Annotated in this window: 24 protein-coding genes; 5 read left to right on the forward strand and 19 right to left on the reverse strand. The window is 57.1% G+C overall.

Going from position 1 to position 24,729, the window contains the following annotated elements; translation table 11 throughout:
- Positions 1–100 precede the first annotated feature (100 nt).
- The 3 genes from ccmB to IF205_RS01915 all read right to left on the reverse strand — a co-directional run bounded on the left by ccmB (position 101) and on the right by IF205_RS01915 (position 2,303).
- The gene (ccmB, locus tag IF205_RS01905) at positions 101–766 is read right to left on the reverse strand and encodes a heme exporter protein CcmB (RefSeq protein ID WP_259781598.1); all 666 of its coding nucleotides are present in this window, start codon (positions 764–766) and stop codon (positions 101–103) included.
- A complete protein-coding gene (gene ccmA, locus IF205_RS01910) occupies positions 763–1,401 on the reverse strand; it encodes a heme ABC exporter ATP-binding protein CcmA (RefSeq protein WP_375542668.1) in 639 nt (212 codons plus the stop codon). The genes ccmB and ccmA overlap by 4 nt, the downstream gene beginning before the upstream one ends.
- 353 nt (positions 1,402–1,754) lie before the next feature.
- The gene (locus IF205_RS01915) at positions 1,755–2,303 is read right to left on the reverse strand and encodes a hypothetical protein (protein ID WP_259781600.1); all 549 of its coding nucleotides are present in this window, start codon (positions 2,301–2,303) and stop codon (positions 1,755–1,757) included.
- Positions 2,304–2,702: 399 nt separating this feature from the next.
- On the opposite strand from IF205_RS01915, the gene IF205_RS01920 reads away from it, so the two are divergent.
- Positions 2,703–3,611, forward strand: a complete 909-nt coding sequence (locus tag IF205_RS01920; protein ID WP_259781601.1) for a tetratricopeptide repeat protein — start codon at positions 2,703–2,705, stop codon at positions 3,609–3,611.
- Between the two features lie 87 nt (positions 3,612–3,698).
- On the opposite strand, the gene IF205_RS01925 is transcribed toward IF205_RS01920, so the two are convergent.
- From IF205_RS01925 to IF205_RS01960, 8 genes are all read right to left on the reverse strand, one after another.
- Entirely contained in the window at positions 3,699–4,829 is a 1,131-nt protein-coding gene (locus tag IF205_RS01925) for an HlyD family secretion protein (protein ID WP_259781602.1), read from the reverse strand.
- 329 nt (positions 4,830–5,158) lie between these two features.
- Complete coding sequence (locus tag IF205_RS01930) at positions 5,159–6,397, reverse strand: phenylacetate--CoA ligase family protein (protein WP_259781603.1); 1,239 nt, start codon at positions 6,395–6,397, stop codon at positions 5,159–5,161.
- A 37-nt stretch (positions 6,398–6,434) separates the two neighbouring features.
- Complete coding sequence (locus tag IF205_RS01935; protein WP_259781604.1) at positions 6,435–7,238, reverse strand: ABC transporter ATP-binding protein; 804 nt, start codon at positions 7,236–7,238, stop codon at positions 6,435–6,437.
- Between the two features lie 51 nt (positions 7,239–7,289).
- Entirely contained in the window at positions 7,290–8,591 is a 1,302-nt protein-coding gene (locus tag IF205_RS01940; RefSeq protein WP_259781605.1) for an ABC transporter substrate-binding protein, read from the reverse strand.
- A 98-nt stretch (positions 8,592–8,689) separates the two neighbouring features.
- Entirely contained in the window at positions 8,690–9,775 is a 1,086-nt protein-coding gene (locus tag IF205_RS01945; RefSeq protein WP_259781606.1) for a branched-chain amino acid ABC transporter permease, read from the reverse strand.
- 3 nt (positions 9,776–9,778) lie between these two features.
- Positions 9,779–10,741, reverse strand: coding sequence for a branched-chain amino acid ABC transporter permease (locus IF205_RS01950; RefSeq protein WP_259781607.1), 963 nt, complete (start codon positions 10,739–10,741; stop codon positions 9,779–9,781).
- A 15-nt stretch (positions 10,742–10,756) separates the two neighbouring features.
- Positions 10,757–11,557 carry an ABC transporter ATP-binding protein gene (locus tag IF205_RS01955; protein ID WP_259781608.1) on the reverse strand — a complete coding sequence of 267 codons (801 nt, stop codon included), beginning with the start codon at positions 11,555–11,557 and terminating at the stop codon, positions 10,757–10,759.
- 7 nt (positions 11,558–11,564) lie between these two features.
- Entirely contained in the window at positions 11,565–13,526 is a 1,962-nt protein-coding gene (locus IF205_RS01960) for an AMP-dependent synthetase/ligase (protein WP_375542669.1), read from the reverse strand.
- 345 nt (positions 13,527–13,871) lie between these two features.
- Between IF205_RS01960 and IF205_RS01965 the strand changes: the two genes are divergently transcribed.
- Both IF205_RS01965 and IF205_RS01970 read left to right on the forward strand, forming a co-directional pair.
- Positions 13,872–14,453, forward strand: a complete 582-nt coding sequence (locus IF205_RS01965) for a TetR/AcrR family transcriptional regulator (protein ID WP_259781610.1) — start codon at positions 13,872–13,874, stop codon at positions 14,451–14,453.
- Positions 14,450–15,256: an alpha/beta fold hydrolase gene (locus IF205_RS01970; RefSeq protein WP_259781611.1), complete on the forward strand. Its 807-nt coding sequence runs from the start codon at positions 14,450–14,452 to the stop codon at positions 15,254–15,256. The genes IF205_RS01965 and IF205_RS01970 overlap by 4 nt, the downstream gene beginning before the upstream one ends.
- A gap of 90 nt (positions 15,257–15,346) precedes the next feature.
- Here the strand turns inward: IF205_RS01970 and IF205_RS01975 are convergent, their stop codons facing one another.
- The 5 genes from IF205_RS01975 to IF205_RS01995 all read right to left on the reverse strand — a co-directional run bounded on the left by IF205_RS01975 (position 15,347) and on the right by IF205_RS01995 (position 17,950).
- Positions 15,347–15,931: a hypothetical protein gene (locus IF205_RS01975; RefSeq protein WP_259781612.1), complete on the reverse strand. Its 585-nt coding sequence runs from the start codon at positions 15,929–15,931 to the stop codon at positions 15,347–15,349.
- Positions 15,932–15,966: 35 nt separating this feature from the next.
- Complete coding sequence (locus tag IF205_RS01980; RefSeq protein WP_259781613.1) at positions 15,967–16,329, reverse strand: hypothetical protein; 363 nt, start codon at positions 16,327–16,329, stop codon at positions 15,967–15,969.
- A 38-nt stretch (positions 16,330–16,367) separates the two neighbouring features.
- Positions 16,368–16,739, reverse strand: a complete 372-nt coding sequence (locus IF205_RS01985; protein WP_259781614.1) for a hypothetical protein — start codon at positions 16,737–16,739, stop codon at positions 16,368–16,370.
- Positions 16,740–16,940: 201 nt separating this feature from the next.
- Complete coding sequence (locus IF205_RS01990; RefSeq protein WP_259781615.1) at positions 16,941–17,429, reverse strand: hypothetical protein; 489 nt, start codon at positions 17,427–17,429, stop codon at positions 16,941–16,943.
- A gap of 272 nt (positions 17,430–17,701) precedes the next feature.
- Positions 17,702–17,950 (reverse strand): helix-turn-helix domain-containing protein, encoded by a 249-nt coding sequence (locus IF205_RS01995; protein WP_259781616.1) that lies wholly within the window; start codon positions 17,948–17,950, stop codon positions 17,702–17,704.
- A 129-nt stretch (positions 17,951–18,079) separates the two neighbouring features.
- On the opposite strand from IF205_RS01995, the gene IF205_RS02000 reads away from it, so the two are divergent.
- Together IF205_RS02000 and htpG are read left to right on the forward strand one after the other, a co-directional pair.
- Positions 18,080–18,859: a pentapeptide repeat-containing protein gene (locus IF205_RS02000; RefSeq protein WP_259781617.1), complete on the forward strand. Its 780-nt coding sequence runs from the start codon at positions 18,080–18,082 to the stop codon at positions 18,857–18,859.
- Between the two features lie 106 nt (positions 18,860–18,965).
- A complete protein-coding gene (gene htpG, locus IF205_RS02005) occupies positions 18,966–20,870 on the forward strand; it encodes a molecular chaperone HtpG (protein WP_259781618.1) in 1,905 nt (634 codons plus the stop codon).
- Between the two features lie 524 nt (positions 20,871–21,394).
- Here htpG and IF205_RS02010 read toward each other — a convergent pair.
- From IF205_RS02010 to IF205_RS02020, 3 genes are all read right to left on the reverse strand, one after another.
- Positions 21,395–22,663: an acyl-CoA desaturase gene (locus IF205_RS02010; RefSeq protein ID WP_259781619.1), complete on the reverse strand. Its 1,269-nt coding sequence runs from the start codon at positions 22,661–22,663 to the stop codon at positions 21,395–21,397.
- A gap of 123 nt (positions 22,664–22,786) precedes the next feature.
- Positions 22,787–23,338, reverse strand: coding sequence for an NADPH-dependent FMN reductase (locus tag IF205_RS02015; RefSeq protein WP_259781620.1), 552 nt, complete (start codon positions 23,336–23,338; stop codon positions 22,787–22,789).
- 26 nt (positions 23,339–23,364) lie between these two features.
- Complete coding sequence (locus IF205_RS02020; protein ID WP_259781621.1) at positions 23,365–24,699, reverse strand: hypothetical protein; 1,335 nt, start codon at positions 24,697–24,699, stop codon at positions 23,365–23,367.
- Positions 24,700–24,729 lie beyond the last annotated feature (30 nt).

The following is a 24,729-nucleotide window of genomic DNA, read 5'->3' on the forward strand; positions in this document are numbered from 1 at the left end:
TTTTTAGTCGGAAAACCGACCTAGATCAAAAATGGCCCAACTTTTGGCCAAATCCGATCTCAAAATTGTGTCAAAATCCGCTTTATTCAAGCGGCAACTCCTAATCCATTGCGTGACGGATCGCCGCAGAGGCTGCCCAGGGCGCCAAAGGCACCGCCGCCGTCATCATCGCCGCCATGATCAGCAAATGCGGTCGAATGGGAAATCCGTTCACTGCCGCGTCCACGGCCGATACCCCGAAAATCAGCACGGGTATATAAAGCGGTAGAACCAAAAGCGCGATCAACAGCCCCGCGCGCCGCGCGCCCAATGACAGGGCCGCCCCTGCCGCGCCCACCAGCGCAAGCGTCGGTGTGCCGAGAAGCAAACCGCCCATCAGGGCCGACAGAGCCCCCGTATCAAGGTTCAGCATCACCGCGATCACCGGCGCCAGGATCAAAAGCGGCAGGCCCGTGGTCAGCCAATAGGCGATCACCTTTGCCAGCACCACCAGAAACAGCGGTTGCGGCCCGAGCGCCAGCAATTCAAGGGCGCCGTCCTGATAATCGTTATGAAACAACCTGTCCAGGGAAAGCATCACCGCCAACAGCGCCAGAACCCAGACGACACCTGCGGCAATCCGCCCCAGAATGGCCGGGTCCGGCCCCACGCCCAGCGGGAACAGCGAGGCCGCGATCACGAAGAAGGCCAGAACCATTGCAAGATCGGCCCCCTGACGCAGGGCAAGGCGAATGTCGCGCTGAATGACACTGAAAAAGGCCTTCATTCCGCCGCCTCATAGATAACTTCGGAAAAGGCCCCGACATCCAGAATTTTATGGTCGGGCACATCAATCCCGATATGGGTCGACAGCACAACCATCCCGCCCGAGGCCCGATGCGCCGCGATCACTTTTTCGAGAGATTTGCAGGAATCCGTATCCAGACCCACCGTCGGCTCGTCCAGCAGCCACAGCGGCCTCTTGTCCAGGCAGAGCCGCGCCAGGTTCAATCGCCGCCCCTGACCGGAGGACAGGACCCTGCCCGGTGCATCGGCAATCCCCGTCAGGTTCATGGCCTCCATCGCAGTGTCCACGCGATCCTCGCACCCCGCCTGCGCTGCCCAAAAGGCCAGGTTTTCCCGCACCGTCAGCGGCGGCTTGATGGCATTGGCATGGCCGACAAAGACCAACCGGTCCGCATGGGCCTGGCGGTCGTTGTGAATATCGTCACCATCCCAGGTCAACTGCCCGGCCAGTGGTGGGTTCAATCCCGCCAACACCCTTAAAAGACTGGATTTTCCGCTGCCGTTTGGACCGCGAAGGACAAGGGCATCGCCGGGGTCTATGGCAAATTCCACCCCCGCGAATATCAATGTCTGCCCCCGCAGACAGGACAAATCCTGTGCCTCGAACATACTCATAATCCAGTTGCTTAGCCCAGTCTCACCCAAAGGCAAAGTGCGGAGTTGCACCTTTGATCCAGTTTTGACGCGGATCATATGACTCCGGACAAAAAAACGGCCATCGGCAGGGGGTACCGATGGCCGCGCTGCTGCGACGGTCTCTAGGGACCGCCACGGGGCCTGGGCTTGGGGAAGGCCCCGTTGAGAGGGGAGGTCTCAGCGCTTCTAATATGGGTCCGCATTTATGGATTTACAGGGGTTGAAATGTGGCAATTTAGGGGCAGCCCCTAACAAAACAGGGGCCGCCCGATTACCTGGCGCCCCCTGATGAAACCTGCCGTTCCGCCCAATGGACGAATACGGATCAAACCCTATTTTCTCCGCGGCGGGTCGAGGGACAGGAACAGATGGTTTTCATTCTGGTCAAACCCTGTTCCGAAGTATGTGCCGCTGGCATTGGCACGAAGCATCCCGGACATTTTTGTCCCGTCGTTGCAGTCCAGCGCCCATCTGACCTCTTCGCTTTTCCAATTCGTCCGCGTGCCGCTACAGCGCAAGCCCTGCTTTTCAGATACGAAGTCATAGTCGAACAGGTTTTCTCCAAGACGCTCCATCCGCAGTTCACCGACGTAGGCCTTATCCAGCGAGGCCCAGTCAATTCTCGCCTGGCGCACGACATTGCGCGGCGGCTCGGCCTGCGCAACAGTCGCGCCTTCCGAAGCCTTGTCGAATTGCCAGACGATTTCCTTGCGGAAGGCGTAAATCTTACAAGGTACACCGTTGGAATATCTCTCACAGGCCTGGATTGTACGCGACTTGTCCATTCCTATACAGCCCTGGTCCGGACAATAGACGTAGTTGAAACTGGACCGGCCATCGACTGCGACCGCGAAATAACCAACGCGATCGCGATTGTTCATGTAATGATCAAACCCCGCCTTCGCGACACCGGACAAATGTATCGCCCCTGACCCACGGTTGTCTGGCACGCAGCCAGCAACAGCAGCGCGAGCGCCCCCGCTAATTTTTTCATATTTCCCCCTCACATAACACACAGCAATGGGCAGCCATTCCTGCGCCCATAATGTATAAAAAACGTGGAGAATTTATTGTTTTGTTAGCAAAAAAACAATGCTGACCTGAGATTTTTCAATCGTTGCAGGCATTTTATTATTTCATTCACCTTATATAAGGTTCTGCTGTGACAAATCTTGGGCAAATTTCGCGCCTGCCTTTTCCCGCAGAGCCCCGGCGGATATGACAAACATTCAGTATCTGTGCTAAGAACTCGTAGATTACACAAAGGTGTATGGATCAAAATGCCCGCCAACTCTTGCAAACGTATCACCTGGGCCGGGTGGCTCCTGGCCGCGGCGCTGGTGACCACCGGCTGCAGCGGCATAAGCAATTTCCCCTGGCAATCCAATCTTCCCCCTGCACAACAGCGGATTGAGAAGAAGGCAGACGCCGGGGACAGGAACGCTCAATACAGCCTCGGCCTGTATTACAGCAGCAGCGCCGACCACACCGACTATGCCAAGGCCGCGGACTGGTATCGCAAGGCCGCCGACCAGGGGCATGCCGGGGCGCAGTATATGCTGGGTCAGGCCTATCTGGTGGGTCGTGGCATCACGCGGGATGAAACGTCGGCTGTCCGGTGGCTGGAAAAAGCCGCCCGCCAGGGCCATGGACGCGCCATGTATTCGCTTGGCGATATCTATTTCAATGGCCGGGGTGTCGTGGAAGACCAGGCCTGGGGCGTCATGTGGTTTGGCAAGGCAGCCGCACGTAACCACCGTGAGGCAATGCTGTCACTGGGCATCGCCCTGGCCGTCGGAAAAGGAACCGACATCGATACGCCGCTGGCCTGGGCATGGCTGAAAAAGGCCGAGGAACAGGGCCATCCCGATGCCCCGCGCGCCGCCAAGGCCCTGGAGGTGGATTTCACGGCACAGACCATGGAACGCGCCAGGAAGACGCTGGCTTCACTGTCCAGCAGACCCGTCAAGGACTTCCATCAGGACATTCCCATGGTCCGCTATGTGCAAACGGCCCTGAACCTGCTGCGTTATAATGTGGGCTCAACAGACGGCCTGCTCGGGCCACGGACCCTAACTGCGCTGAACAGCTATAAGAAGGATGCCGGATTGCCTCTGCAGCCTGTCATCGGCGATGCGCTGTTGACCCGTTTGCGAAAGACAACGGAAAGCATGGCAACCCAATCCTGATCCGGAGACTTTATCGCCAAAAGGTAAGGGCCCGCTGAATAGTGAATAGCGGGCCCTTTTTTATAGTACCGATGAAACCGACGTGGCCTAGCTGTTGTCAGCCGCTTCCTCCACCGTTCCTGCTTCCGGGTCGGTGCCTGCCAGTTTATCGCCAACCAGCTCATCAAGAGCGCTCTTGACCTCGTCGGTCACGTCTTTGTTGGCTGCCTCACCCAGTGCTTCCGTCTCGGCTGCTGCAGCGGCCTCAACCTCCGCTTCCGCAGCAGCGACGTCCTCAGCCGTCGGCGCATCAGCCGCAGCGGCCTCTGCTTCCGCCACACCGGTTTCGGCCTCAGCCACGGCATCAGCAGCCGCCGCGGCTGCGGCTTCCGCCTCTTCCACACTGGCGGTTGCGGCGTCTACAGATGCCTGAGCCTCATCAACAGCGGCCTGAAGATCCGTATTGGTCGGGTCTGCCGCCAAATCCGCCTGGGCCTGTTCCAGATCCGCCTGTGCGGCTGCCAGCCCGTCGGTTGCGGTTTCAACATCATCCTGCGCCGCTGCCTGGTCTTCCAGAGCGGCATCAAGAGAGGCCTGCGCCTCGGCGACACCCTTCTGGGCGGCTTCTGCCTCGGCCTGCAGTTCTTCCAGGGCCTTGGCAAGGTCAGTCGTTTTTTCAACGGCCTCATAGTAGGAGCGGATGCGCCCGATGCGGGAATTCGGGGCCGCATTCTGGAAGGCCGTTGCAGAGGCATGCGCCGCATTCAATGCGCCAAGCTGGCTGGCAATTGACCCGCGGTTATTGCCCAGGCCATGCGAGCTGGCTTTGCCCTTGTCGGCCACGCTGAAACCGCCTTTGGTTCCCGAATGACCCGGCGCATCAGCGCTTGCGCCCTTGGCGCCGCTGTTGCCATTGCTGCCGCCGTTACCGTTGCCATTGCCGCCGCCGTTACCGCCGCCATTGCCACCGCCATTGCTGCCGCCGTTACCGTTGCCATTGCCGCCGCCGTTACCGCCGCCATTGCCACCGCCGTTGCCACCGCCGTTGCCACCGCCGTTGCCACCGCCGTTGCCGCCGCCATTGCCGTTACCGCCTTTGGCAAAAGCGGATTTCACGGACAGGTCGAGGCCGTTCTTGTCAATGGATATCGGTGCAACCATCAATGCGGCCGCCGCAAAGCATACCGGCACAACCGCCAGCAGATCGCGAAAACGAGATTTCGTTTTTGTGTCTGTCATTGCTCTATCCTCACTTGCGTGATCATGATCCCGCATATCACGCAGATCGTCTCTCTACCCCATACAGTAACAAATCTGACTGCAGCCCTCTAAGGGTTTCGATCGGCATTTTACGCAGTTTTACGGGCAAATTTCCGTGATTGCGGAAAATCACCTCACTAACTCAATCACCATTCTTGAAGATCACGCAGCAAACAGCCAGTGTGAAAGCTGTGATTAAAAAATAAGCAATTTTAACAAACTTTCACCGACTTCGTCGGCACCGTACCAAATAGAAAGGGCTGACATCGCGCCAGCCCCATTCGTCCCGTTTAACTGTTACGCCCCGATCAATCGTAGTCCCGTTGATCGTCGATGACCTTGCCGTCATTGGGCAGCGTGCCCGGCGGGACCAGCTTGACCGCGCCTTTCAGCTTGCATTCGGTCTGCATGCTGGCGGCAACCGCCGACTGGAAGTCATCACCGAAGACATCCGATTCACAGATCAGGACCATCCGGTCCTTGTTATCGACCAATGTCACTTCCAGCCGCGCCTTCACCAAGTCCGGATGCGCCTTGACCACGCGGGCCACCTGGGCCGGGTCGACGAACATGCCCTTGATCTTGGTGCGCTGGTCGGCACGGCCCATCCAGCCTTTGATGCGGCGGTTGGTACGTCCGCAGGGGCTGGCCCCCGCCATGAAGGCGGACATATCGCCGGTGGCGAAACGGATCAGCGGATAGTCCTTGTTGTTGAGCAGGGTGACAAGCACCTCGCCCACCTCGCCATCGGCCACGGGGTCACCGGTGCCGGGGCGGACGATTTCAACAATCACGCCCTCATCCACCACCATGCCTTCCTTGGCCGGGGTCTCATAGGCGATCAGACCCAGGTCCGCCGTGCCATAGCATTGGACGCAGTCAACGCCACGGGCGCTGTATTCCTCACGCAGGCTGGGGAACAGGGCTCCACCGGAGACCAGCGCCCGTTTGACCGACGACACATCGGCCTTCAGGTCTTCCGCCTTGTCCAGGATGATTTTGAGGAAGTCCGGCGTGCCCACAAAGGTGCCGATGCCGTAATGGGCAATCGCCGCCACCTGGGCCTCCGTCTGGCCGACACCACCCGGATAGACCGCACAGCCCACCGCCTTGGCACCGGTCTCGAACATATGGCCCGCCGGAGTGTGGTGATAGGAGAAACAGTTGAGCGCGATATCGCCCTTGCGCAGACCGGCGGCAAAAAGCGCACGGCCCATCCGCCACCAGTCATCCCCGTGGCCTTCCGGGTCGGCGATGGGGCCGGGCGACATGAAAACACGCAGCAGGTCCCCGCTGGCCGTAGCTGTCAGGCCGCCAAAGGGCGGGGTCTGTTTCTGACGGTCCAGCAATTCCGACTTACGCGTAACCGGCAGTTTCGCCAGTGCCTCCAGGCTGGAAACGGATGCGGGATCAACATCGGCAAGCGTTTCCGCATAATAGGCACTGTTCGCCTTGGCATGGGCCACCTGCGCGGCAAGGGCCGCCATCTGCTCGCGGTCGCGGACCGCCGGATCGCGTGTTTCCAAAGCGTCGAAAAAGTCAGTCATCAATCATCACCCCGGTTCGGCCCTGTCAGTATCCAGATTACAGCCAGCGTTTGCGGCGTTTGTAGTGTTTCACTTCGCGGAAATTCTTACGGCCCTGACTGCTCATGCCAAGATAAAATTCTTTGACATCCTCATTGTTGCGCAGCGCCTCGGCATCCCCGTCGAGCACCACGCGGCCGCTTTCAAGGATATAGCCGTAATCGGCATAGCGCAGGGCCACGTTGGTATTCTGCTCTGCCAGAAGGAAGGTAACGCCTTCTTCCTTGTTCAGAATACGCACGATCTCAAAAATCTGTTCCACGAGCTGCGGGGCAAGGCCCATGGAGGGTTCGTCCAGCAGGATCAGCTTGGGCCGCGCCATCATGGCGCGCCCGATGGCGCACATCTGCTGCTCCCCGCCGGAGGTATAGCCTGCCTGGCTTCTACGTCGTTCATATAGCCGCGGGAAATGGTCATAGACCATCTGCAGGTCCTTTTTGACCTCTGCCCCCACGCGGCCCCGGCTGTAGGCACCGGTCAGCAGGTTTTCCTCAATGGTCAAATGTTCAAAACAATGGCGGCCTTCCATCACCTGGACACAGCCCTTGCGGACGACCTCGGTCGCGCCCAGTTCATGCACCGGCTGGCCGGACAGCTCGACGCTGCCCTTGGTGACTTCGCCACGTTCGGCCTTCAACAGGCCCGAAATGGCTTTCAAGGTTGTGGATTTGCCTGCACCGTTGGCGCCAAGGAGGGCAACAATTCCCCCCTCGGGCACCTCAAGGGAGACACCCTTTAACACAAGAATGACATGGTCGTAGATGACCTCGATGTTGTTCACGGTGAGCAACGGTTGGGTCATGGATGCCTCCCTTTTAACGGCACAAGTTCACTTCGTTTTACAATCGCCGGATCAGTTGCAGCTACGCGGGGTCATGCCTTTTTCCTTGGCATAGGCCGCTGCGTCCTGCTCAACCAACGGACGGGTCACCTGGGTCATGGACGGAATCCAGTCAGTGATGACGTTGTACTTGCTGCCATCCCATTCCTGGATTTTCACAGCCGGGTTGGTGCCTTCGTGGTTTTCACAGGTGATCTTGGTCGGCGGCATCAGGCCGACCATACCCAGTTCCTTGATACGGGCATCCGTGATGTCCAGATGTTCCATGCCCCAGCGGAATTCGTCACCGGTCACAACACGGTTGCCGAATTTCTCATGCGCCTTGCGAACGGCTTCCACAACCACAGCCGCATTCACGAAACCACGGTTGTAAAGCGTCTGGCCGATTTTATTGCCACCGCTGGTCGCCTTGCCGGTATCCTGCAGATACTTCTTCACATCCGCAAACACCGGATAATCGGTGCCAACACCATGGAAGGTCGCCGCACGATAGCCCTTGGCCTTCGCACCGGACGGGATTGCGGTGTCTTCACCGGCAGACCACCAGTTACCGATGAACTTGGTCATGTCGAAGCGGATATTGGTTGCTTCCTTCACGGCCGTGGCGTTCATCGCGCCCCAGCCCCACATGATCACATAATCCGGGCGGGTTTTACGGATCTGCAGCCAGATCGACTTCTGCTCCGTCATGGATTTCGGTGCGACCGGATATTTGTCGTAGGTGAAGCCGAATTTCTCCGCCAGGACATCCATGGTCGGAATCGGTTCCTTACCATAGGGATGGTCAAGGTAGACATAACCGATACGCTTGCCCTTCAGCTTGTCCATACCACCCATTTCATCGCCGATATATTTGACGATGGAGGTGAGCTGGTTCCAATAGGTTGCCGGCGGGTTGAAGACATATTCGAACACCCGGCCATCAGCCGCGGACGTCCGGCCATAGCCCATGGACAGGATCGGAATTTTATCGGCAGCCGCCTTATCCAACAGCGCATAGGTGATGCCGGTGGACAGCGGGTTATAGACCGTCGCACCTTCCTTGGTACGGTCGTAACATTCAACGCCACGGTCGGTTTTGTAACCGGTTTCGCATTCGTCGACTTTGAACTTGATACCGTCAACGCCGCCGTCGCGGTCGTTGATCAGTTCGAAATAATCCGCAAAGCCGTCGGCCCAGGGCGCGCCACCACTGGCGTAGGGCCCGGTCCGGTAGACCAGCGAGGGAATATATTGTTCGGCAGCCGTTGCAGCACCTGCCGCAAAGGTCATCGCCGCACCGGCAACCATCAAACCAAATTTACGCAGTTTCATTTTGGATAACCTCCTTGTTCTCAGGACTTGGAACCCCTTTATGCCCCGGGGCTGGGGTGGCGGTGTCCGATTGGTCCGGCACCGCCTTGTTATTGATCTTAATACGGGAACGGCCAACGGCGCAGCTTTTCCTTGCCGATCTGCCACAGCCGCGCCAGTCCATGCGGTTCGACAATCAAAAAGAAGATAATCATCGCGCCGAACAGCATCAGTTCGATTTCAGACAGAAGATCCGCCGGCAGTTCGATCCCGAACCATGTCGGCGCATTGTTCAACAGGATCGGCAGCAGGAAGATGAAGGCCGCCCCCAGGAAAGAGCCCAGGATGCTGCCCAACCCGCCGACGATCACCATGAACAGAATGTTGAAGGAAACGGAGATGTCGTAGGCCGAGGGCTCTACCGTGTTGATGTAGCAGAATGCCCAGAGCGCCCCGGCAATGCCGCAATAGAAAGAGCTGATCGCAAAGGCGCTGAGCTTGGTCGTCAGCGGCCGGATGCCGATGATCTCTGCGGCGATATCCATATCGCGGATCGCCATCCAGGAACGGCCGATCTTGCAACGCGCCATGTTGCGCGCACCAAGCGCCAGCAAAATGGCAAAGCCCAGCACGAAGAGATAACGCGCCTCCACACTGGCGTCCGCACCGGTCACCAGCGGACCCCAGTCCCACAGCAGATGATAGTCGGCAATGCTGGGCACGCCGGAGATGCTGTAGTTCACGAACCAGTCCACATGGGTGAACAGCCACAACAGGAAGAACTGCGCGGCCAATGTCGCCACCGCCAGATAAAAGCCTTTGATACGCAGGGACGGCAGGCCGAAAACGATGCCCGCCAGGGCGGCACTGCACCCGCCCAGCAGGATGGCGAAGGGCACCGGCACCCAGGGCAGGTTGGTCGCAACCTTGTAGGCCATATAGGCCCCCGCTGCCATGAAGGCGCCGCTGCCGAGGCTGAGCTGTCCGGCATAACCGGTCAGGATGTTCAGCCCCATGGCCGCAATGGTCAGGATCAGGACCGGGATCATGATCGACCCCAGCCAATAGTCGCTGCCGATAATCGGCATCACGATCACGGCGAAAGCCACCAGCCCCATGACGAACCAGCGGTCCATCGGGATGGTCAGTAATGCCTGGTCGGCGGCGTAGCTGGTTTTGAATTGTCCCGCTTCACGGTAAATCATGGATTAGACCCTCTCGATGATCTTTTCGCCGAACAGACCCTGCGGCCTGAAGTAAAGGAAGGCCAGCGCCAGGACATAGGCGAACCATTCCTCGATCGCGCCACCAAAGGCGCTGCCCCAGTAAACCTCTGCGATCTTCTCGCCGGAACCGATGATCAGCCCGCCGACGATGGCGCCGGGGATCGAGGTGAAACCGCCCAGGATCAGAACCGGCAGGGCCTTCAGCGCGATGATCGACAGCGAGAATTGCACACCCAGTTTGGAACCCCACATGATGCCTGCGACCAGCGCCACGAAACCGGCAACGCCCCAGACGATCACCCAGATATGGTTCAGCGGGATGCCGATGGACATGGCGGCGGCGTGGTCATCCGCCACCGCACGCAGCGCCCGGCCCGTACGGGTATAATGGAAGAACAGGGCCAGCGTCAGCACGAGGCCACCGGCCACCGCAGCGGCAAAAAGGTCGCTCTGCTGCACCATGACCTGTTCGTTGAAGATGAACCAGACGTCGTCCGGGATGCCCACATGCAACGGCCGGACGTCCGACCCCCAGATCATCTCGCCCAGCCCTTCCAGGAAATAGGCGACCCCGATGGTGGCCATGAACAGGATGATATGCGCCTGGTTGACAAGCGGCCGCAGCACCACCCGTTCGATCACCAGCGACACGCCGAGCATGATCAGGACCGTGAGCGCCCCGGCCAGGGCGATTGCAAAGACCGGGTTCATATAGGCCGACAGGGCATCCATCAGCCCGACGAAGTTCAGCGCCGCGAACAGCACCATGACCCCCTGGGAGAAGTTGAACACGCCGGAGGCCTTGAAGATCAGGACAAAGCCGAGCGCAACCAGGGAATACATGACCCCCGCCATCAGGCCGTTGATCAGGACTTCCATGAAGAAATAGGGATTGCCGAAAATCTCCGCGAAGGGAGAAACGAGCAAGGCATTAAGCAGTTCCATTTTCGATCCCTTCCGTTAATCGTGCGACACGCCCAGATAGGCGTCGATGACTTCCTGGTTGGCGCTCACCTCTTCCGGCGGGCCATCGGCCAGCTTGCGGCCATAATCGAGGACCACCACCCGGTCGGACAGGTCCATCACCACGCCCATGTCATGCTCGATCAGTGCGATGGTGGTGCCGAAATGCTCGTTCACATCAATGATGAAACGCGACATATCCTCTTTTTCTTCCAGGTTCATGCCCGCCATCGGTTCGTCCAGCAGCAGCAGGTCCGGTTCCATGGCCAGCGCACGCGCCAGTTCCACGCGTTTTTGCAGGCCATAGGGCAGGCGCCCCACCGGCGTTTTGCGGATCGACTGGATTTCCAGGAAATCGATGATTTCCTCAACGAATTCGCGGTTCTCCAGTTCCTCTTTCTGGGCGCGGCCCCACCACAGGGCCTGCTGGAAGATATTGGCTTTCATCTTCAGCAGACGCCCGGTCATGATGTTGTCCAGCGTCGACATGCCCTTGAACAGCGCGATGTTCTGGAAGGTCCGCGCAATGCCATTGCGCGCCGCGATATCCGGCAGCATCGGCTTGAAATGGGTGCCCTTGAAACGCACCGTGCCTTCCTGCGGCTGATAAAAGCCGTTGATCACGTTCAGCATGGAGGATTTACCGGCCCCGTTCGGTCCGATGATCGAACGGATTTCCCCCTTCATCACGTTAAAGCTGATGTCGGTCAGTGCCTTCACCCCGCCAAAGCGCAGCGTGATATTGTCGACCGACAGGATTTCACCGCCGATGCGGCTGTTTCCCATAGTTTCACTCATACCCCAATCACTCCGCCGCTTGTGCCTGAACCGAATTGCCCACCGGGATGGTCTTGGCCTCGCGGATTTTCACATCCGCTGCCAGACTGCCCTTTCGGCCGTCCTCAAAGGTGATTTCCGTTTCGATATGCGCCTCGTCCACGTCGGAATAGAGCGCATCAACCAACGGCTGGTATTTTTCCTCGACGAATTTCCGGCGCACCTTGCTGGTCCGCGTCAACTCCCCGTCATCGGCATCCAGCATCTTGTGCAACAGCAGGAAGCGTTTGATCTGCGAACCCGCGACCCGTTCCTCCTGGGACAGAAGCCTGTTTACTTCCTCAACATGCCCCTGGATCAGGTCATAGACATCCGGATGGTTCGCCAGTTCCTGATAGGAGGCATAGGCAAGCCCCCGCCGTTCAGCCCAGCTACCGACCGCTTCCAGGTCGATATTGATGAAGGCCGCCACATAGTCCCGCCCGTTGCCATAGGCCACCGCCTCTTTGATATTCGGGAAGAACTTCAGCTTGTTCTCGATATATTTCGGCGCAAACATCGCCCCGTCGTTGAGCTGGCCCACATCCTTGGCGCGGTCGATGATCTTCAGATGGCCGTCCTCGTCGAAGAAACCGGCATCCCCCGTCATCACCCAGCCTTCTTCATCCTTGGTGTCGCGGGTGGCTTCCGGGTTCTTGAAATATTCCTGGAAGACGCCGGGACCGCGGTAGAGCACCTCGCCGTTGTCGGCGATCTTGATTTCAACCTGCGGGGCGGGCTTGCCCACCGTGTCGGCCTTGATCTCGCCATCGGGCTGCAGGGTGATAAACACCGCTGCCTCGGTCTGGCCGTAAAGCTGTTTCAGGTTGATGCCGAGCGAGCGGTAGAAGTCGAAAATCTCCGGGCCGATCGCCTCACCGGCGGTATAGCCGACGCGGACACGGCTCATGCCCAATGCGTTTTTCAGCGGGCCATAGACCAGGATATTGCCGATCCAGTATTTCACACGGTCCCAAAAACTGACCGGCTTGCCTTCCAGCAGCCGCACGCCTGCCTTGCGCGCGTGATCCATGAAGTAATGGAACATCCGGCGCTTGAGTGCGCTGGCGTCCTCCATCCGGATCATGACGGTCGTCAGCAGGTTCTCGAATACCCGCGGCGGCGCGAAATAATAGGTCGGCCCCAGTTCCCACAGGTCGTTCAACACCGTGTCGGAGCTTTCCGGGCAGGAAACGCAGAAGCCGGTCACATAGGATTGCGCGAAGGAGAAGATATTGTCCCCGACCCAGGCCATGGGCAGATAGGCCAGCACCTCGTCCGTGTCGCGCAGGCCGTCGGCCTCTGCCGCGTTGCGCGCCGTGATCAGCACATTGTCATGGGACATGACCACGCCCTTGGGCTTGCCGGTCGTGCCCGAGGTGTAGAGCATGATCGCCGTATCGGACCCACGGGTCTTGGTGATGCAATCGTCGATGAACGTCGGGTTCTTTTCCAGGAAGGCCCGGCCCCGGGCCAGCACATCCTCATAATTGAAGAGGAAGTCATAGTTATAGTCGCGCAGACCCCGCGGGTCGTCGAAGACGATCTGTTCCAACAGCGGAAGATTGTCTTTCTGGGCCAGCAGCTTGTCGACCTGTTCCTGGTCTTCCGCGACGGCAAGCACAACCTCGGCATGTTCAAGGACGAACTGCATTTCCTCGGCAACCGAGTCCGCATAGACCGGCACCGGGATCGCGCCGATGACCTGGGCGGCCACCATGGTCCAATAGAGACGCGGGCGGTTGTCGCCGATAATGGCGACCTGCTGCCCCCGTTTCAGCCCCAGGTCATGAAGACCGGCGGCATAGGCACCGACTTCGTCATAGACCTCAGCCCAGGTCCAGCTTTGCCAGATGCCCAAATCCTTTTCCCGCATGGCCGGACGGTCCGGCCGCACCTGTGCGTTGCGCTGCAGGAGCTTGGGGAATGTATCATATGTGCTGGAATCCACGCCCATGGAACCTCCGCAATGTCAAAAAAGCCGTGCTATTGACGTTGGGAGGCCGCATGGCACCTCCCGCAACCCCCGATAGGGGCACGGGCCGTCCCTGCTGTGTTTTCAACGGACGCAACTGTCGCGTCATCTCGTTTTGCCTCCCAGACAAACCGCCGGAATTTTTCTGTTTCTGGCCCGGCGGCCTTTCTTATTTTCTTTCGCCATGCTACCCGAAGCGGGCCGGATGGCAGGCGATCCGGGCGTTTTTGCGGTTTCTAAAGCCCGCTATTGCCCATACGCCTGCGTATGGTTTAACGTAGGTCTGAAATTACGTCAATACGGATGCGTATGGAAAAAAAATTGCCCGAAGCAAAACGAACGACGAAAAAAACGAACAAATTGGGACGGTCAGAGTGGATAGATGCTGCTTTCAGGACGTTGACCGAAAGCGGCGTGGGTTCCATCCATGTGGAAACCCTGGCCAAACGGCTGGGCGTGACCAAGGGCAGTTTCTACTGGCATTTCAAGGACCGCACGGACCTGTTGGAAGCCGTGCTGGACAAATGGCATGACCAGTATGTCATCGCCAAGGTCGACGAGATGGGCGGGGATTCACACACGCGCCTGATCAACCTGTTGAATGTGGTGCCGCGCAAGCGGGGCAGCAAACATCTGGGCGGGTCGATGGAATTGGCGATGCGGTCCTGGGCGCGCTACGACGACCAGGCGGAAAATGTGGTGGCCGAGGTGGACCGCATCCGCCTCGACTTTGTCGCGGAACATCTGCGCGCCATCGGTTGCACGGAAGAAGAGATCGAGGCCCGCGCCTTCCTGATCTATTCCTATGTCATGTGTCAGGGGATTTTCTCCTTCTCCAAGACGGATAACACCCTGGAAGACATTCATGACAAGGTGACCGAGATCCTGCTGGCCGAAACATGACGCTGGCCGGTTGCCCGGAGATCACGGTGGAAGATTTCACCGCGGAAACCGCTATGGGTCCGCGGGCGGCGCGCTGGGTCCGCCCGGCCAGCGCGCAGGCAGGCGACAGCCCGATTGTCCTGCTGCATGAGGGCCTCGGCTCCATCGCGCAATGGAAGGACTTTCCGGAGAGGCTGGCGCGCGCCACCGGCCACGCCGTTCTGGTCTATGACAGGCAGGGTTATGGCAAGTCACCCGCGCTCACCGAAACACGCGGCATCCGTTACCTGCATGACTATGCGCTGATGGAACTGCCGGCGGTGCTGGAAGCCTGCGGGGTTGAGGCCCCGCCGATCCTGTTCGGCCATTCCGACGGCGGCTCCGTCGCTCTGCTCTATGCCGCCCATCTGCCGACCCGGGCGCTGATCACCGAGGCGGCCCATGTTTTCGTGGAGGATATTTCGGTCGCGGGCATCCGCGACGCCCGCCATGCCTGGAAAACCACCGATCTGGCAGCGCGGCTGGCGAAATATCACGGGGCCAAGACCGAACAGATATTCTTTGCCTGGGCCGATACCTGGATGACCGACTGGTTCAGGGATTGGAATATCGAGGCGGACATCCAAGCCATCACCTGCCCGTCGCTGATCCTGCAGGGCGAGGACGACGAATACGGCACCGCCGCCCAGGTCCGGGCCATCGTCAACCGCATCGGCCCCTCAGCCCAAGGCAACCTCATCCCCGACTGCCGCCATATCCCGCATTTCCAGGCGGGGGAAGTGGTGTTGGGGGCGACACAGCGGTTTTTGGAAGATATCCGATAGAGGCTGACCATAGAGGAAAAGGCCACATCATTTGATGGCGGATTGTTTCCAGGTGTTAGTCCTTTCCTGGAAACGATTATGTGCCATCTGCTACGATCTGGTATCGGATGGATCGCCAAAGACATCAACGAGCTTGTTCGTTTGCCATTCGGGCATATTGAACTTCTCATCTATAAACCCGTGGGTGGTCAAAAACTTCCGCCAGTTGATGAGTAGAGAATCGAACTGGCCCAGAGCCATACCTTTTCCGTGGCTACCGGAGTTCACATGATAGAGGACATAACCGGGCGGATTACCTTCATAGGCTTTCTCCCACTCCAAACAAACTTGTCCGCCTGTCCAATGCGCCTCCTTAAAATTCGAGTGCTTCGCCGTGTTCGCAATGTCTACACAAGCTGACAGCTCAGGTATGTCGGCGTTAACCATTGCTATGAAACCACTTTTATCCCAGGGTTCTCCCGCCTGTTCCGACTTTCGCTTGAAAAAAGCAATTGCCCAATTTCTAAGGCAGTTCGCTGCTATGCAGACATTGATCGCGGCATAGGCGAGCGGCTGGTTCTCCTTTGGAAAGCGAGTTTGTATATCTCGAAAGACGTCAACGTCCCATGCCAGCTTACACCACATTTCCGTAGGGTTGCTTATGACAGCCGTATGCTTGCGCGCATCATCCTTCATGTCTGCGTCCTTTCCTGGAAGTAAAATCTGCCTTCCTACTCTTCCGCGCCATCGACATTAACGTTGTCCAGTTCCATACCGTTTCTGACTGCCACGAGGTCAAAACGTTTAAAGAAGGACAAGAGTTTGGCGATTGGAATATCTAATTCCAACGCCCTTAGCGCCGTTGGCTTTGTTGTAAATTCACCGCCTTCAAATAGATAAACAACTACGCCTGGACAGGATATTTCTTCTCCAGGATTTTCATTAAAAATGATGCGGTAAGCCGCTAAATTCTCGTTCTCCTGAGCGTAGCCGGCGTCTCTCAGATACTTGATAAACGTTTTTTTGTCGGAGTGGTCGGCGGCAACACTACCTTCAAAGTCGTCATGCTGAACGCCGGCTTTGAAAATGTTCATATCAGTGTCCTTACTTGGAACGTTACCTCAGCCTATTTTTAGATTTGCCTCATAACGCAAACAATCCCTCCCACAACTGCGCCGGCAATTGGCCACCACCAACTAAAAGCATTGGACTGAAACCACATATCAAAGGGGAAGGCGAATTGTTTGAAGGAAAGGGCAGAAATAGTGAAGCCTATCGTGATTCCGGCTATGGCGCCGATCACCATAGACAGAAAAAGGAGCAAAATGTGTTTGTTTATAAGCCAAGGCGTTTCTGCCCTGAAACGTTCTATACTGGCTCTGATATTCCCAATATCTGAATTGTCGTTTTGCTCCTTACTATCCATTTGACTTTTGAAGAAGACTGCAAAAGAAATCACAACTATTGAAATTAGCGCTGCTTCTATCCATTCTCCAAAATTCATTTTGATAGCGTCCTTTCTTGGAAGTGATATTTGACTTCCTATTTCGCTTGTTACAACCCTATTAAAAAAACTATTACAAGGAATATCAATAGGTTATAGGGCAATGACCTTCTTGGTCAGCATTACTATATAAAATTACCACTAAACCGAGTGCTGCCAGTCCTTTTATGGAATCGCTGTCTGGATGGTTCTGCTACTTCTTCATTCAACAATTTTGAATTTTTTTCTCAGCGGCTGCGGTATTTTGCCAATACATTCCGTGACGCTAAACGTCCATGTTAGAATGGCCTCATCGCTGTCATTTTGGGACAATTGGCTGGTTGCTTCTGGTAGCGGCGTGATAGCTTTATCAAATAAAACTATTTCTACGGTTTGATGTTCTCCTTTGAAGTCTGAATAGTCTACTCGAAAAGTGCACTTGTGTAAGTCGGTGTGCTTCTTTGCGGCATGACCTAATTGTTCAAATACATCTGGAAACGGCTGTCTGAAGTCCACTTGATAGAAAAATTGCTTGCTCTGTCCAGGAGGTATGAGCAACTGCTCCCTGGACCCATTAATAGCACTTGCAAGAAATATGTGTTTAGAGGGAGAGGCGTCGCTACTCGACACAACTTCAATGATTAGAGCGGCTTTTTCAGACATCGCGGCAGGACGAGTACCATTATTGTAGACCATCAGTGAGATATTCACATCTGGTCTATCAATAAATGAAATCTGGACATCAGAGTTTATTGGTTTTAGAGGCTCAATAAACATCGAATATAGAGTGGCCGGCAACAATGATGGCGATCAACGTCCCAATAATCCACTTCCAATGTGAAAGCCAAAACTGTTTTAAGGTCTTGCAGAACCTACGAAGTGGCGGGGAATACCACCGTGGTAATATAAATATGTCGTCAGGCTCCTCAACAAGGTGCCCATCCCAATGCTTTTTTCGCCACTTTTGCCAAGACATAGCTGCCTCACTTGGAATTGGTTTCGGCATCTTCCACGCCCAGAGGAATGAACGCCTCAGTCTGTTCCCTATAGTTATACAGGGTACTCTTGCTTATCTTGCCTTTCCACTTTTCCGCGATTCCCTCATAGGAATATCCTTCGCAAAGAAGGTCGACAGCCTCTTTCATCATCGCCGGGGTCAGTTTCTTTTTATGGCCTAGCTGCGCCCCTCGCTTCCTGGCCTCTGCGAAGGCCGCAATCATATGGAAGAACATCTTCCCGGCTGCTGTGGTCGTATCGATCGGCTGTGTGAGAACCTTTAAATCCGCGGGGGAGATGGAATACCCCTTGACTTCCCCATCCTAAAACAATAAGAACAAAAGATAAACATTTAGGACTGCACCGTGACTGACTTCTCCCCTCTGACCCATCAGGATTTCATAGCCCTGGCCTCGCGGGGTGGGGTGGTCGAGAATGTCGATCTGGCGGAGATCGACTGGGATGACCTGCCGGAAACGGCGCTTCGTTTCAAAGGCTGCCGCCTGTCGGAAAAGCGGCTGGTGGAGGCCTGTCTGGAAGAGGCGGCTTTTGAGAATTGCAGCTTTGTGAATGTGGCCTTTCCAAGAGGCAATCTGCGGGATGCGACCTTCACCGGATGCACGTTCTTTGACGCGAAGGCAGGCACGGGATGCGACTTTTCCCATGCCAATCTGGAGGAGGCCGCCTTTCGCCGCTGCAATCTGGCGACCTCGCTGTTCAAGAATGCCAGCCTGAAAGGGGCGGTGTTCGAGGAGTGCAAGGCCCATGGCTGTAACTTCAAAAATGCCCGTTTTTCCCGGACCGTCGGCCGCGCAGGCCACAGCCTGACCGCCGTTCATATGCTGCGCAGCAATTTCGATTTTGCCCAGATGGCGGAACTGACCTTCGATGACTGCAGCCTGCTGGACTGCAGCTTTCGCGAGGCGGATTTCTATGGCTGCAGCTTCATCGGCGCGGACCTGTCCGACAGCGACCTGACGGGCGCACAGCTTGACCGCTGCAACTTCGAAAATGCCGACCTGCGCGGTGTCCTGATGGACCGTTTCGATTTTGCGGAAATGGTCAGCATCGACGGCCTCAAAATCAACCACAGCCAGCAATCGGTGCTGCTTGCAGGATTGGGCATCCGCGTTTTCCCGGATTAACCGGCCGGAATCCGCCTCTTTTCCACGGAAATCTTGAGATCGGCGCTCCACTCGCCTATATCCGGAGCAGTCGTTTATTTTGTTGGCAATAGAGGAACGTGAAATAATGTCCGAACAGACGGAAAACCAAACCCACACCACGGAAACTATGGGGTTCCAGGCCGAAGTCGGCCGATTGCTCGACATCGTTACACATTCACTTTACAGCGAACGCGAAATTTTCCTGCGGGAGCTGATCTCCAACGCGGCGGATGCCTGCGACCGCCTGCGCTATGACGCACTGACCGAGCCGGACCTATTGTCGGGCGACAGCGATTTCGCCATCGACATCTCCTTCGACAAGGATGCGAAAACCATCACGCTGTCGGACAACGGGTCGGGCATGAACCGGGACGAGCTGGTGCATAACCTGGGCACCATCGCGCGCTCCGGCACGTCGGCCTTCGTCGACAAGCTGACCGGCGATTCCAAGAAAGATGTGAACCTGATCGGCCAGTTCGGCGTCGGCTTCTATTCCGCCTTCATGATCGCAGACAAGGTGACCGTCGACAGCCATCGCGCCGGTGAGGACCACGCCTGGAAATGGACCAGCGACGGACGCGGCGAGTTTACCGTGGAGCCGGGCCAACGCGAAGCCCGCGGCACCACGATCACCCTTTATGTGAAGGACGACGCGGAAGAGTTTCTCGACGAAAGCCGCCTGCGCCATATCGTCAAAACCTATTCCAATCATATCCCCTTCCCGATCCACCTGGACAAGGTGGAAGAGGGTGAGGCGAAACAGGAACAGCTTAACGACGCCAATGCGCTCTGGACCCGCCCCAAATCCGATGTGACGGAAGAGCAGCATAAGGAATTCTACCACCATGTGGCCCATGCCTTCGACGATCCGTGGATGACCCTGCATTTCCGCGCGGAAGGCATGATCGAATATGCGGGCCTGCTTTATGTGCCCTCCAGCCGCCCCTTCGACCTGTTCAACCCGGAACGCATGTCCAAGCTGAAGCTTTATGTGAAGCGGGTCTTCATCTCCGACGAATGCGACGACCTGATCCCGCAGTATCTGCGCTTCCTGCGCGGGGTGGTGGATTCGGAAGACCTGCCGCTGAACGTCAGCCGTGAGATGCTGCAGAACAACCCGGTGGTGAACAAGATCCGCGCCGGGCTGACCAAGCGCGTGCTGGGCGAACTGGCGAAAAAGGCGGAAAAAGAGCCGGAAGAATACGCCACCTTCTGGGGTAACTTCGGCATGGTCCTGAAAGAGGGCCTCTATGAATCCGCCGCCGACCGTGAACAGTTGCTGAAACTGGCCCGCTTCCGCTCCACCAAATCGGATGGGCTGGTGTCGCTGGCGGAATACATCACCCGCATGAAGGAAGGCCAGGACGCGATCTACTACATCGCAGGCGAGGACAAGGATGCGCTGGCGAAAAGCCCGCAGCTTGAAGGCTTTGCCGCCAAGGATGTGGAAGTCCTCTACATGACCGATCCGGTGGACGAATTCTGGATTCCCTCCGTCGGCGCCTTTGAGGAGAAAGAGTTCAAATCCGTCACCCGCGGCGGCGCGGACCTGTCCAATATCAAGGGCGAGGCCGACGCCGAGGACAAGGAAGCCGACAAGGACACAGCCCCCGCAGAGGGCATCGAGGCGCTCATCAAGGCGGTCAAGGAGGCGCTCGGCGACGACGTCAAGGAAGTGCGCAGCTCCGACCGCCTGACCAGCAGCGCGGTCTGCCTTGTCGCCGACGAGACCGGCATGGACATGCATCTGGAACGGCTGCTGAAACAGCATAACCAGCTCGACAGCACCGGCCCGCGCATCCTGGAAATCAACCCGAAACATGCGCTGATCAAGGCGCTGGCCGAACAGGCGACGGGCAAGGACGACCTGAGCGATGCGGCCTGGCTGCTGCTGGATCAGGCGCGTATCCTGGAAGGGGAGACGCTTCCCGACCCGACCGGCTTTGCCCAGCGCATGGCAAGCGTCATGACCAAAAGCTTCGGCGGCTAAACACCCCGCAAGCCGACACATCAAAAGCCTTCCGTCTCACCCGGCGGAAGGCTTTTTCTTTACGCCGCCGGGGGCGTTACCGTCACCGGTGAAATATGTCGGCGTGGAAGCCTCCATGGGTACGCGGGTCAAGCCCGCGCATGACGAATTACTATTAGCAGTACACCTTAATCCGTTCGTCCCGGCGAAGGCCGGGATCTCCTGATGCCTTCTCAACCGCCGGAGCTTACGGCCTGAAATCCCCGATCAGGTCCGGGACGAACGGTGATTGTTTGATTGAAAACTCTCGGCAGTCGGGGCGCGCCCTTGGGGTCTTGAGACCCTATCGGTCCGAACGGTGCCGGTCTGCTCTGGACCACGCAAGGTGGCATGCCCCGCCTCGGCGATTATGGTGACCTGACCGGGATATACTCGGGCCCGAGATTTTCTGGGTCAGGAGGGGAGTGCGCAGGTCTTACCGCAGGCAGACAATATTCGCCTAGCGCACTCCGCCCCAAAAGTCAAGAACAAAATAGGAACAAACTCTATTTCTGTGCCGCCCGGACCGGTACCGGCACCTTGCGTTCCAATTCGAATGTCAGCCGTTCGATCAGGATTTCCTGGGCGCGCTGCACCACCTCCGGCAGGGCGTGGTGGCGGGCGAACATCTTCTGGGCCCGCTTGCGCAGGTCCTCCGTGCTGGGCAGGGCGCTCAGGTCAAAGCTGTGGACAAGCTGGTCGATCTCCTGGGACAGCGCCGTGCGGTTTTCCGCAAGCTGTGTTTTCCAGCGTTCGATCATTTCTGGCATTTCCGCCTGCCAGCCGTGCAACCCTTCGATGGAGGCATCGAAACGTTCCCGCCCCGGGGCCAGCGCCTGCTGCAGCTCGGCAACGGAGTTCTGCACATCGAATTTTGCCGCCAGATGCTGGGCCGCGCGCTCGATCACACCCCGGCCGAGGCGGCGCATGTCGGTCACCACCTCCTGCGGCGGGCGTTTCAGGTCGGAGACCAGCCGCGCCCAGGACATCACCTTGAGCGTGTAATAGCTGAAATCCACCTCATACCAGAAGAAACCCTGGCGCGCCGCGCTCTGAAAATGGTGGTGGTTGTTATGCCAGCCCTCGCCGAAGGTCAACAGCGCCAGCCACCAGTTGTTGCGCGACTGGTCGCCGGTCAGATAGCGCTTGCGCCCGACCACATGGGCCAGCGAATTGATCGAGAAAGTCGCATGCCACAGCGCCACGGTCGACCAGAAGAAGCCGACGATCAGCCCCGACCAGCCCGCCAGCAACCAGGTCACCAGGCCCAGCAAGACCGCAGGCAGATAGGGATGCCGGTCCAGCCAGACCAGTTCCGGATATTTCGCCAGATCGGGAACCGCCTCCATATCGGTCTCCGCATAGCGCGGCGTGAAGAACCAGCCCAGATGGGAATACCAAAAGCCCTTGTGGATCGGCGAATGCACATCTTCAACCGTATCGGAATGGCGATGATGATGGCGATGGTTCGCCGCCCACCACAACACCCCGCGCTGGGCGGAGCTTTGCGCGATAAAGCCCAGGATAAAGGCCACCACCCGGTTGGCCTTGTAACTGCGATGGGAGAAATAGCGGTGATAACCGCCGGTGATCCCGAACATGCGAAGCGCATAGAGACCCGCGAAAACGGCCAGATCGACCCAGGATACACCGGTCCAGATCGCGGCGAAACAGACCAGATGCGCCAGAATGAAAGGCGTCATCCCGGTCCAGTCGATGCGGTCGAGCGAAGAGGTTGCGGCCCGTGACGTGGGCAAGGCGTGGTTCTCAGGCATAATCACCTAACGTAATAAAACAGATAAAACACAAGAGGCTCGGCCGCAGCATAGGCCGAAGGCAATAACATCTCGTTAAAGATGGGGCGAAAATGGCAAAACCCAAGGGGCTTTGTCAAAGATTCAGACGGTTTCCGCCTGCCGCACCGCCGCCGAAAAGGCCTCCAGCGCATGCGAAACAATCGGGGCCAGCTCCGGATGCGCCGCAATTTCCTGTGCCATCAAACCCTTGGCAAGCAGCGGCACGGTGATAAAGGCCTCCTCCACCAATGTGGCGGACATGGTGGTCAGCACCAGTTTCAATGCCTCCTGCGCATGGCTTGCGCGTGGCGAGGCGTTGAACAGGGCCACCGGCTTGTAGGGAAAACGATGGCTGCCCACCAGCCAGTCCAGCATATTCTTGAAGCTGCCGGGAATGCCGCGCGCATATTCCGGACAGGAGATCAAAACCCCGTCCGCCTCCCCGATCAGCGCGTCCAGTTCCGCCACCGCCGGCGGCAACGGTTCAGACCCATCGGGGCCAAGCAGGTCCGGGTTGAAATGCGGCAACTCGCCCAACCCAGCATAACGCACAATCCGCACACCTTCCGGTGCCAAAATTTCCGCTGCGCCCAGCAATTCGCTATTGGAAGATTCAGCCCGAAGGCTCCCGGATATGGATAGGATTTTTGGCATAGGCGTCTCCCTTTGCAGCAGATGCGCTAGTCAGCATCTATTGCCTCAGGGGTCAAGTCAGACGTTTGCGGTGATTTGGAAGCAACAGGCTTCGGCGGCGCAGGCTGCCATGCCCGAAGATGTTGACCGACCAAGTCATAAAATTCAGGAACAATGCGCTCGACGTCTTCAATGAATGTGCGCGATCCCGCAAATCGGCCACCAAGGTCTTCGATCAACATAACCTCGAAGGCATGTGGAACAAGTGACGAGTTTTCTGTCTGAAGCAAATCCGGGCTTTCGCGCAATTCCGAAAGAGCCGCCTGTGTTGGTTTTACTTTTGACGGCCACGAAGCACGCACAAAGATACGCGCGTCATCATCCTTCAACATCCGAAGCAACCAATTTACACGGGCTTTTGTCGATTTTTTGTCAGCAGGAGCCTTAAGCTTCATACCAACCACAACACATTTTCTCAGTAAGTCCGTTTCGGTTTCCAAATCAGCTGCGGCATCCGGTATTTGCAGCGTCGCTTTGAAAGATTGATCATCTACAAATTTTGCGATTTCGGCCTTGAGGCGACCAATCGGATCATCATTAAACTTGCGTTCCAACTTCAGCTTAACCGTCTTGCCAATATTCCGTGACATCAACAGACACAGGTCTCGCTGTTCCTCAATCCAGGCAGCAACAACCTCTTCCACCTCCGGCGAAGTCTTTGTGAGGGGAGCGCCAGCTCCGACAGCACGCACAACCTCACGCCAGTTCTTGCCCATATGGTTAAAGCCTTCGACACCTGTCGAGCTATGTTCGAGAAACCGCCGAAACTCAGAAAGAAGAAATTTCTGTTCTTCATCAGAAACTACGTCTTCAAGCTCCAACAGCTGGCACTTTGTCAGCACCCACATCCACGGCCAGTGGAACAGACTTGCTTTCTTCAAAAGTGATTTTGGTAACTTCACAGGAGGATGGTCCGCGCGCGCAACAAATTGGTTGCTCAACGTAATGACTGCATCAATTCCATTGGCCTTCGCCAATTCCATATATTTGGAAATCTGCTCCTCTTGAATCTCTGCCTTCCCAATTTTGGCCTCAACAAGGGCGGTCCATTCCTTCGAACCTGATTTTACACTTATAAATCCGTCTGGACGCTCATTGCCAGTGCCGCCATTCTGTAGAACAACTTCCGTATAGGTCTCTATTTTTGTCCGCTTACCAACGCGTTGTCCCGCTGATGCCAGCAACGATGACGCGAGATCCGGTATTTGGGGTAATACAGCTAAAAACGTAGAGACAATTCTCTTCTCTTTGCTCGTTTCCGCAACAATTGGAAAAAGTCGTGCTTGCTCGCCCTGCTTCAGTTTTTGAGGCAGTTCAGTCATCCCCTTGCTCCCGTAATACATGAATTGGCT

The sequence above is a fragment of the Aestuariispira ectoiniformans genome (genome assembly GCF_025136295.1).
GTDB classification, from domain to species: domain Bacteria; phylum Pseudomonadota; class Alphaproteobacteria; order UBA8366; family Aestuariispiraceae; genus Aestuariispira_A; species Aestuariispira_A ectoiniformans.

Coding starts and splice junctions, on each gene's coding strand:
- ccmB (WP_259781598.1), bottom strand. CDS start 766: ATGAAGGCCTTTTTCAGTGTCATTCAGCGCGACATTCGCCTTGCCCTG.
- ccmA (WP_375542668.1), bottom strand. CDS start 1,401: ATGAGTATGTTCGAGGCACAGGATTTGTCCTGTCTGCGGGGGCAGACA.
- IF205_RS01915 (WP_259781600.1), bottom strand. CDS start 2,303: ATGAACAATCGCGATCGCGTTGGTTATTTCGCGGTCGCAGTCGATGGC.
- IF205_RS01920 (WP_259781601.1), top strand. CDS start 2,703: ATGCCCGCCAACTCTTGCAAACGTATCACCTGGGCCGGGTGGCTCCTG.
- IF205_RS01925 (WP_259781602.1), bottom strand. CDS start 4,829: ATGACAGACACAAAAACGAAATCTCGTTTTCGCGATCTGCTGGCGGTT.
- IF205_RS01930 (WP_259781603.1), bottom strand. CDS start 6,397: ATGACTGACTTTTTCGACGCTTTGGAAACACGCGATCCGGCGGTCCGC.
- IF205_RS01935 (WP_259781604.1), bottom strand. CDS start 7,238: ATGACCCAACCGTTGCTCACCGTGAACAACATCGAGGTCATCTACGAC.
- IF205_RS01940 (WP_259781605.1), bottom strand. CDS start 8,591: ATGAAACTGCGTAAATTTGGTTTGATGGTTGCCGGTGCGGCGATGACC.
- IF205_RS01945 (WP_259781606.1), bottom strand. CDS start 9,775: ATGATTTACCGTGAAGCGGGACAATTCAAAACCAGCTACGCCGCCGAC.
- IF205_RS01950 (WP_259781607.1), bottom strand. CDS start 10,741: ATGGAACTGCTTAATGCCTTGCTCGTTTCTCCCTTCGCGGAGATTTTC.
- IF205_RS01955 (WP_259781608.1), bottom strand. CDS start 11,557: ATGAGTGAAACTATGGGAAACAGCCGCATCGGCGGTGAAATCCTGTCG.
- IF205_RS01970 (WP_259781611.1), top strand. CDS start 14,450: ATGACGCTGGCCGGTTGCCCGGAGATCACGGTGGAAGATTTCACCGCG.
- IF205_RS01975 (WP_259781612.1), bottom strand. CDS start 15,931: ATGAAGGATGATGCGCGCAAGCATACGGCTGTCATAAGCAACCCTACG.
- IF205_RS01980 (WP_259781613.1), bottom strand. CDS start 16,329: ATGAACATTTTCAAAGCCGGCGTTCAGCATGACGACTTTGAAGGTAGT.
- IF205_RS01985 (WP_259781614.1), bottom strand. CDS start 16,739: ATGAATTTTGGAGAATGGATAGAAGCAGCGCTAATTTCAATAGTTGTG.
- IF205_RS01995 (WP_259781616.1), bottom strand. CDS start 17,950: ATGTTCTTCCATATGATTGCGGCCTTCGCAGAGGCCAGGAAGCGAGGG.
- htpG (WP_259781618.1), top strand. CDS start 18,966: ATGTCCGAACAGACGGAAAACCAAACCCACACCACGGAAACTATGGGG.
- IF205_RS02010 (WP_259781619.1), bottom strand. CDS start 22,663: ATGCCTGAGAACCACGCCTTGCCCACGTCACGGGCCGCAACCTCTTCG.
- IF205_RS02015 (WP_259781620.1), bottom strand. CDS start 23,338: ATGCCAAAAATCCTATCCATATCCGGGAGCCTTCGGGCTGAATCTTCC.
- IF205_RS02020 (WP_259781621.1), bottom strand. CDS start 24,699: ATGACTGAACTGCCTCAAAAACTGAAGCAGGGCGAGCAAGCACGACTT.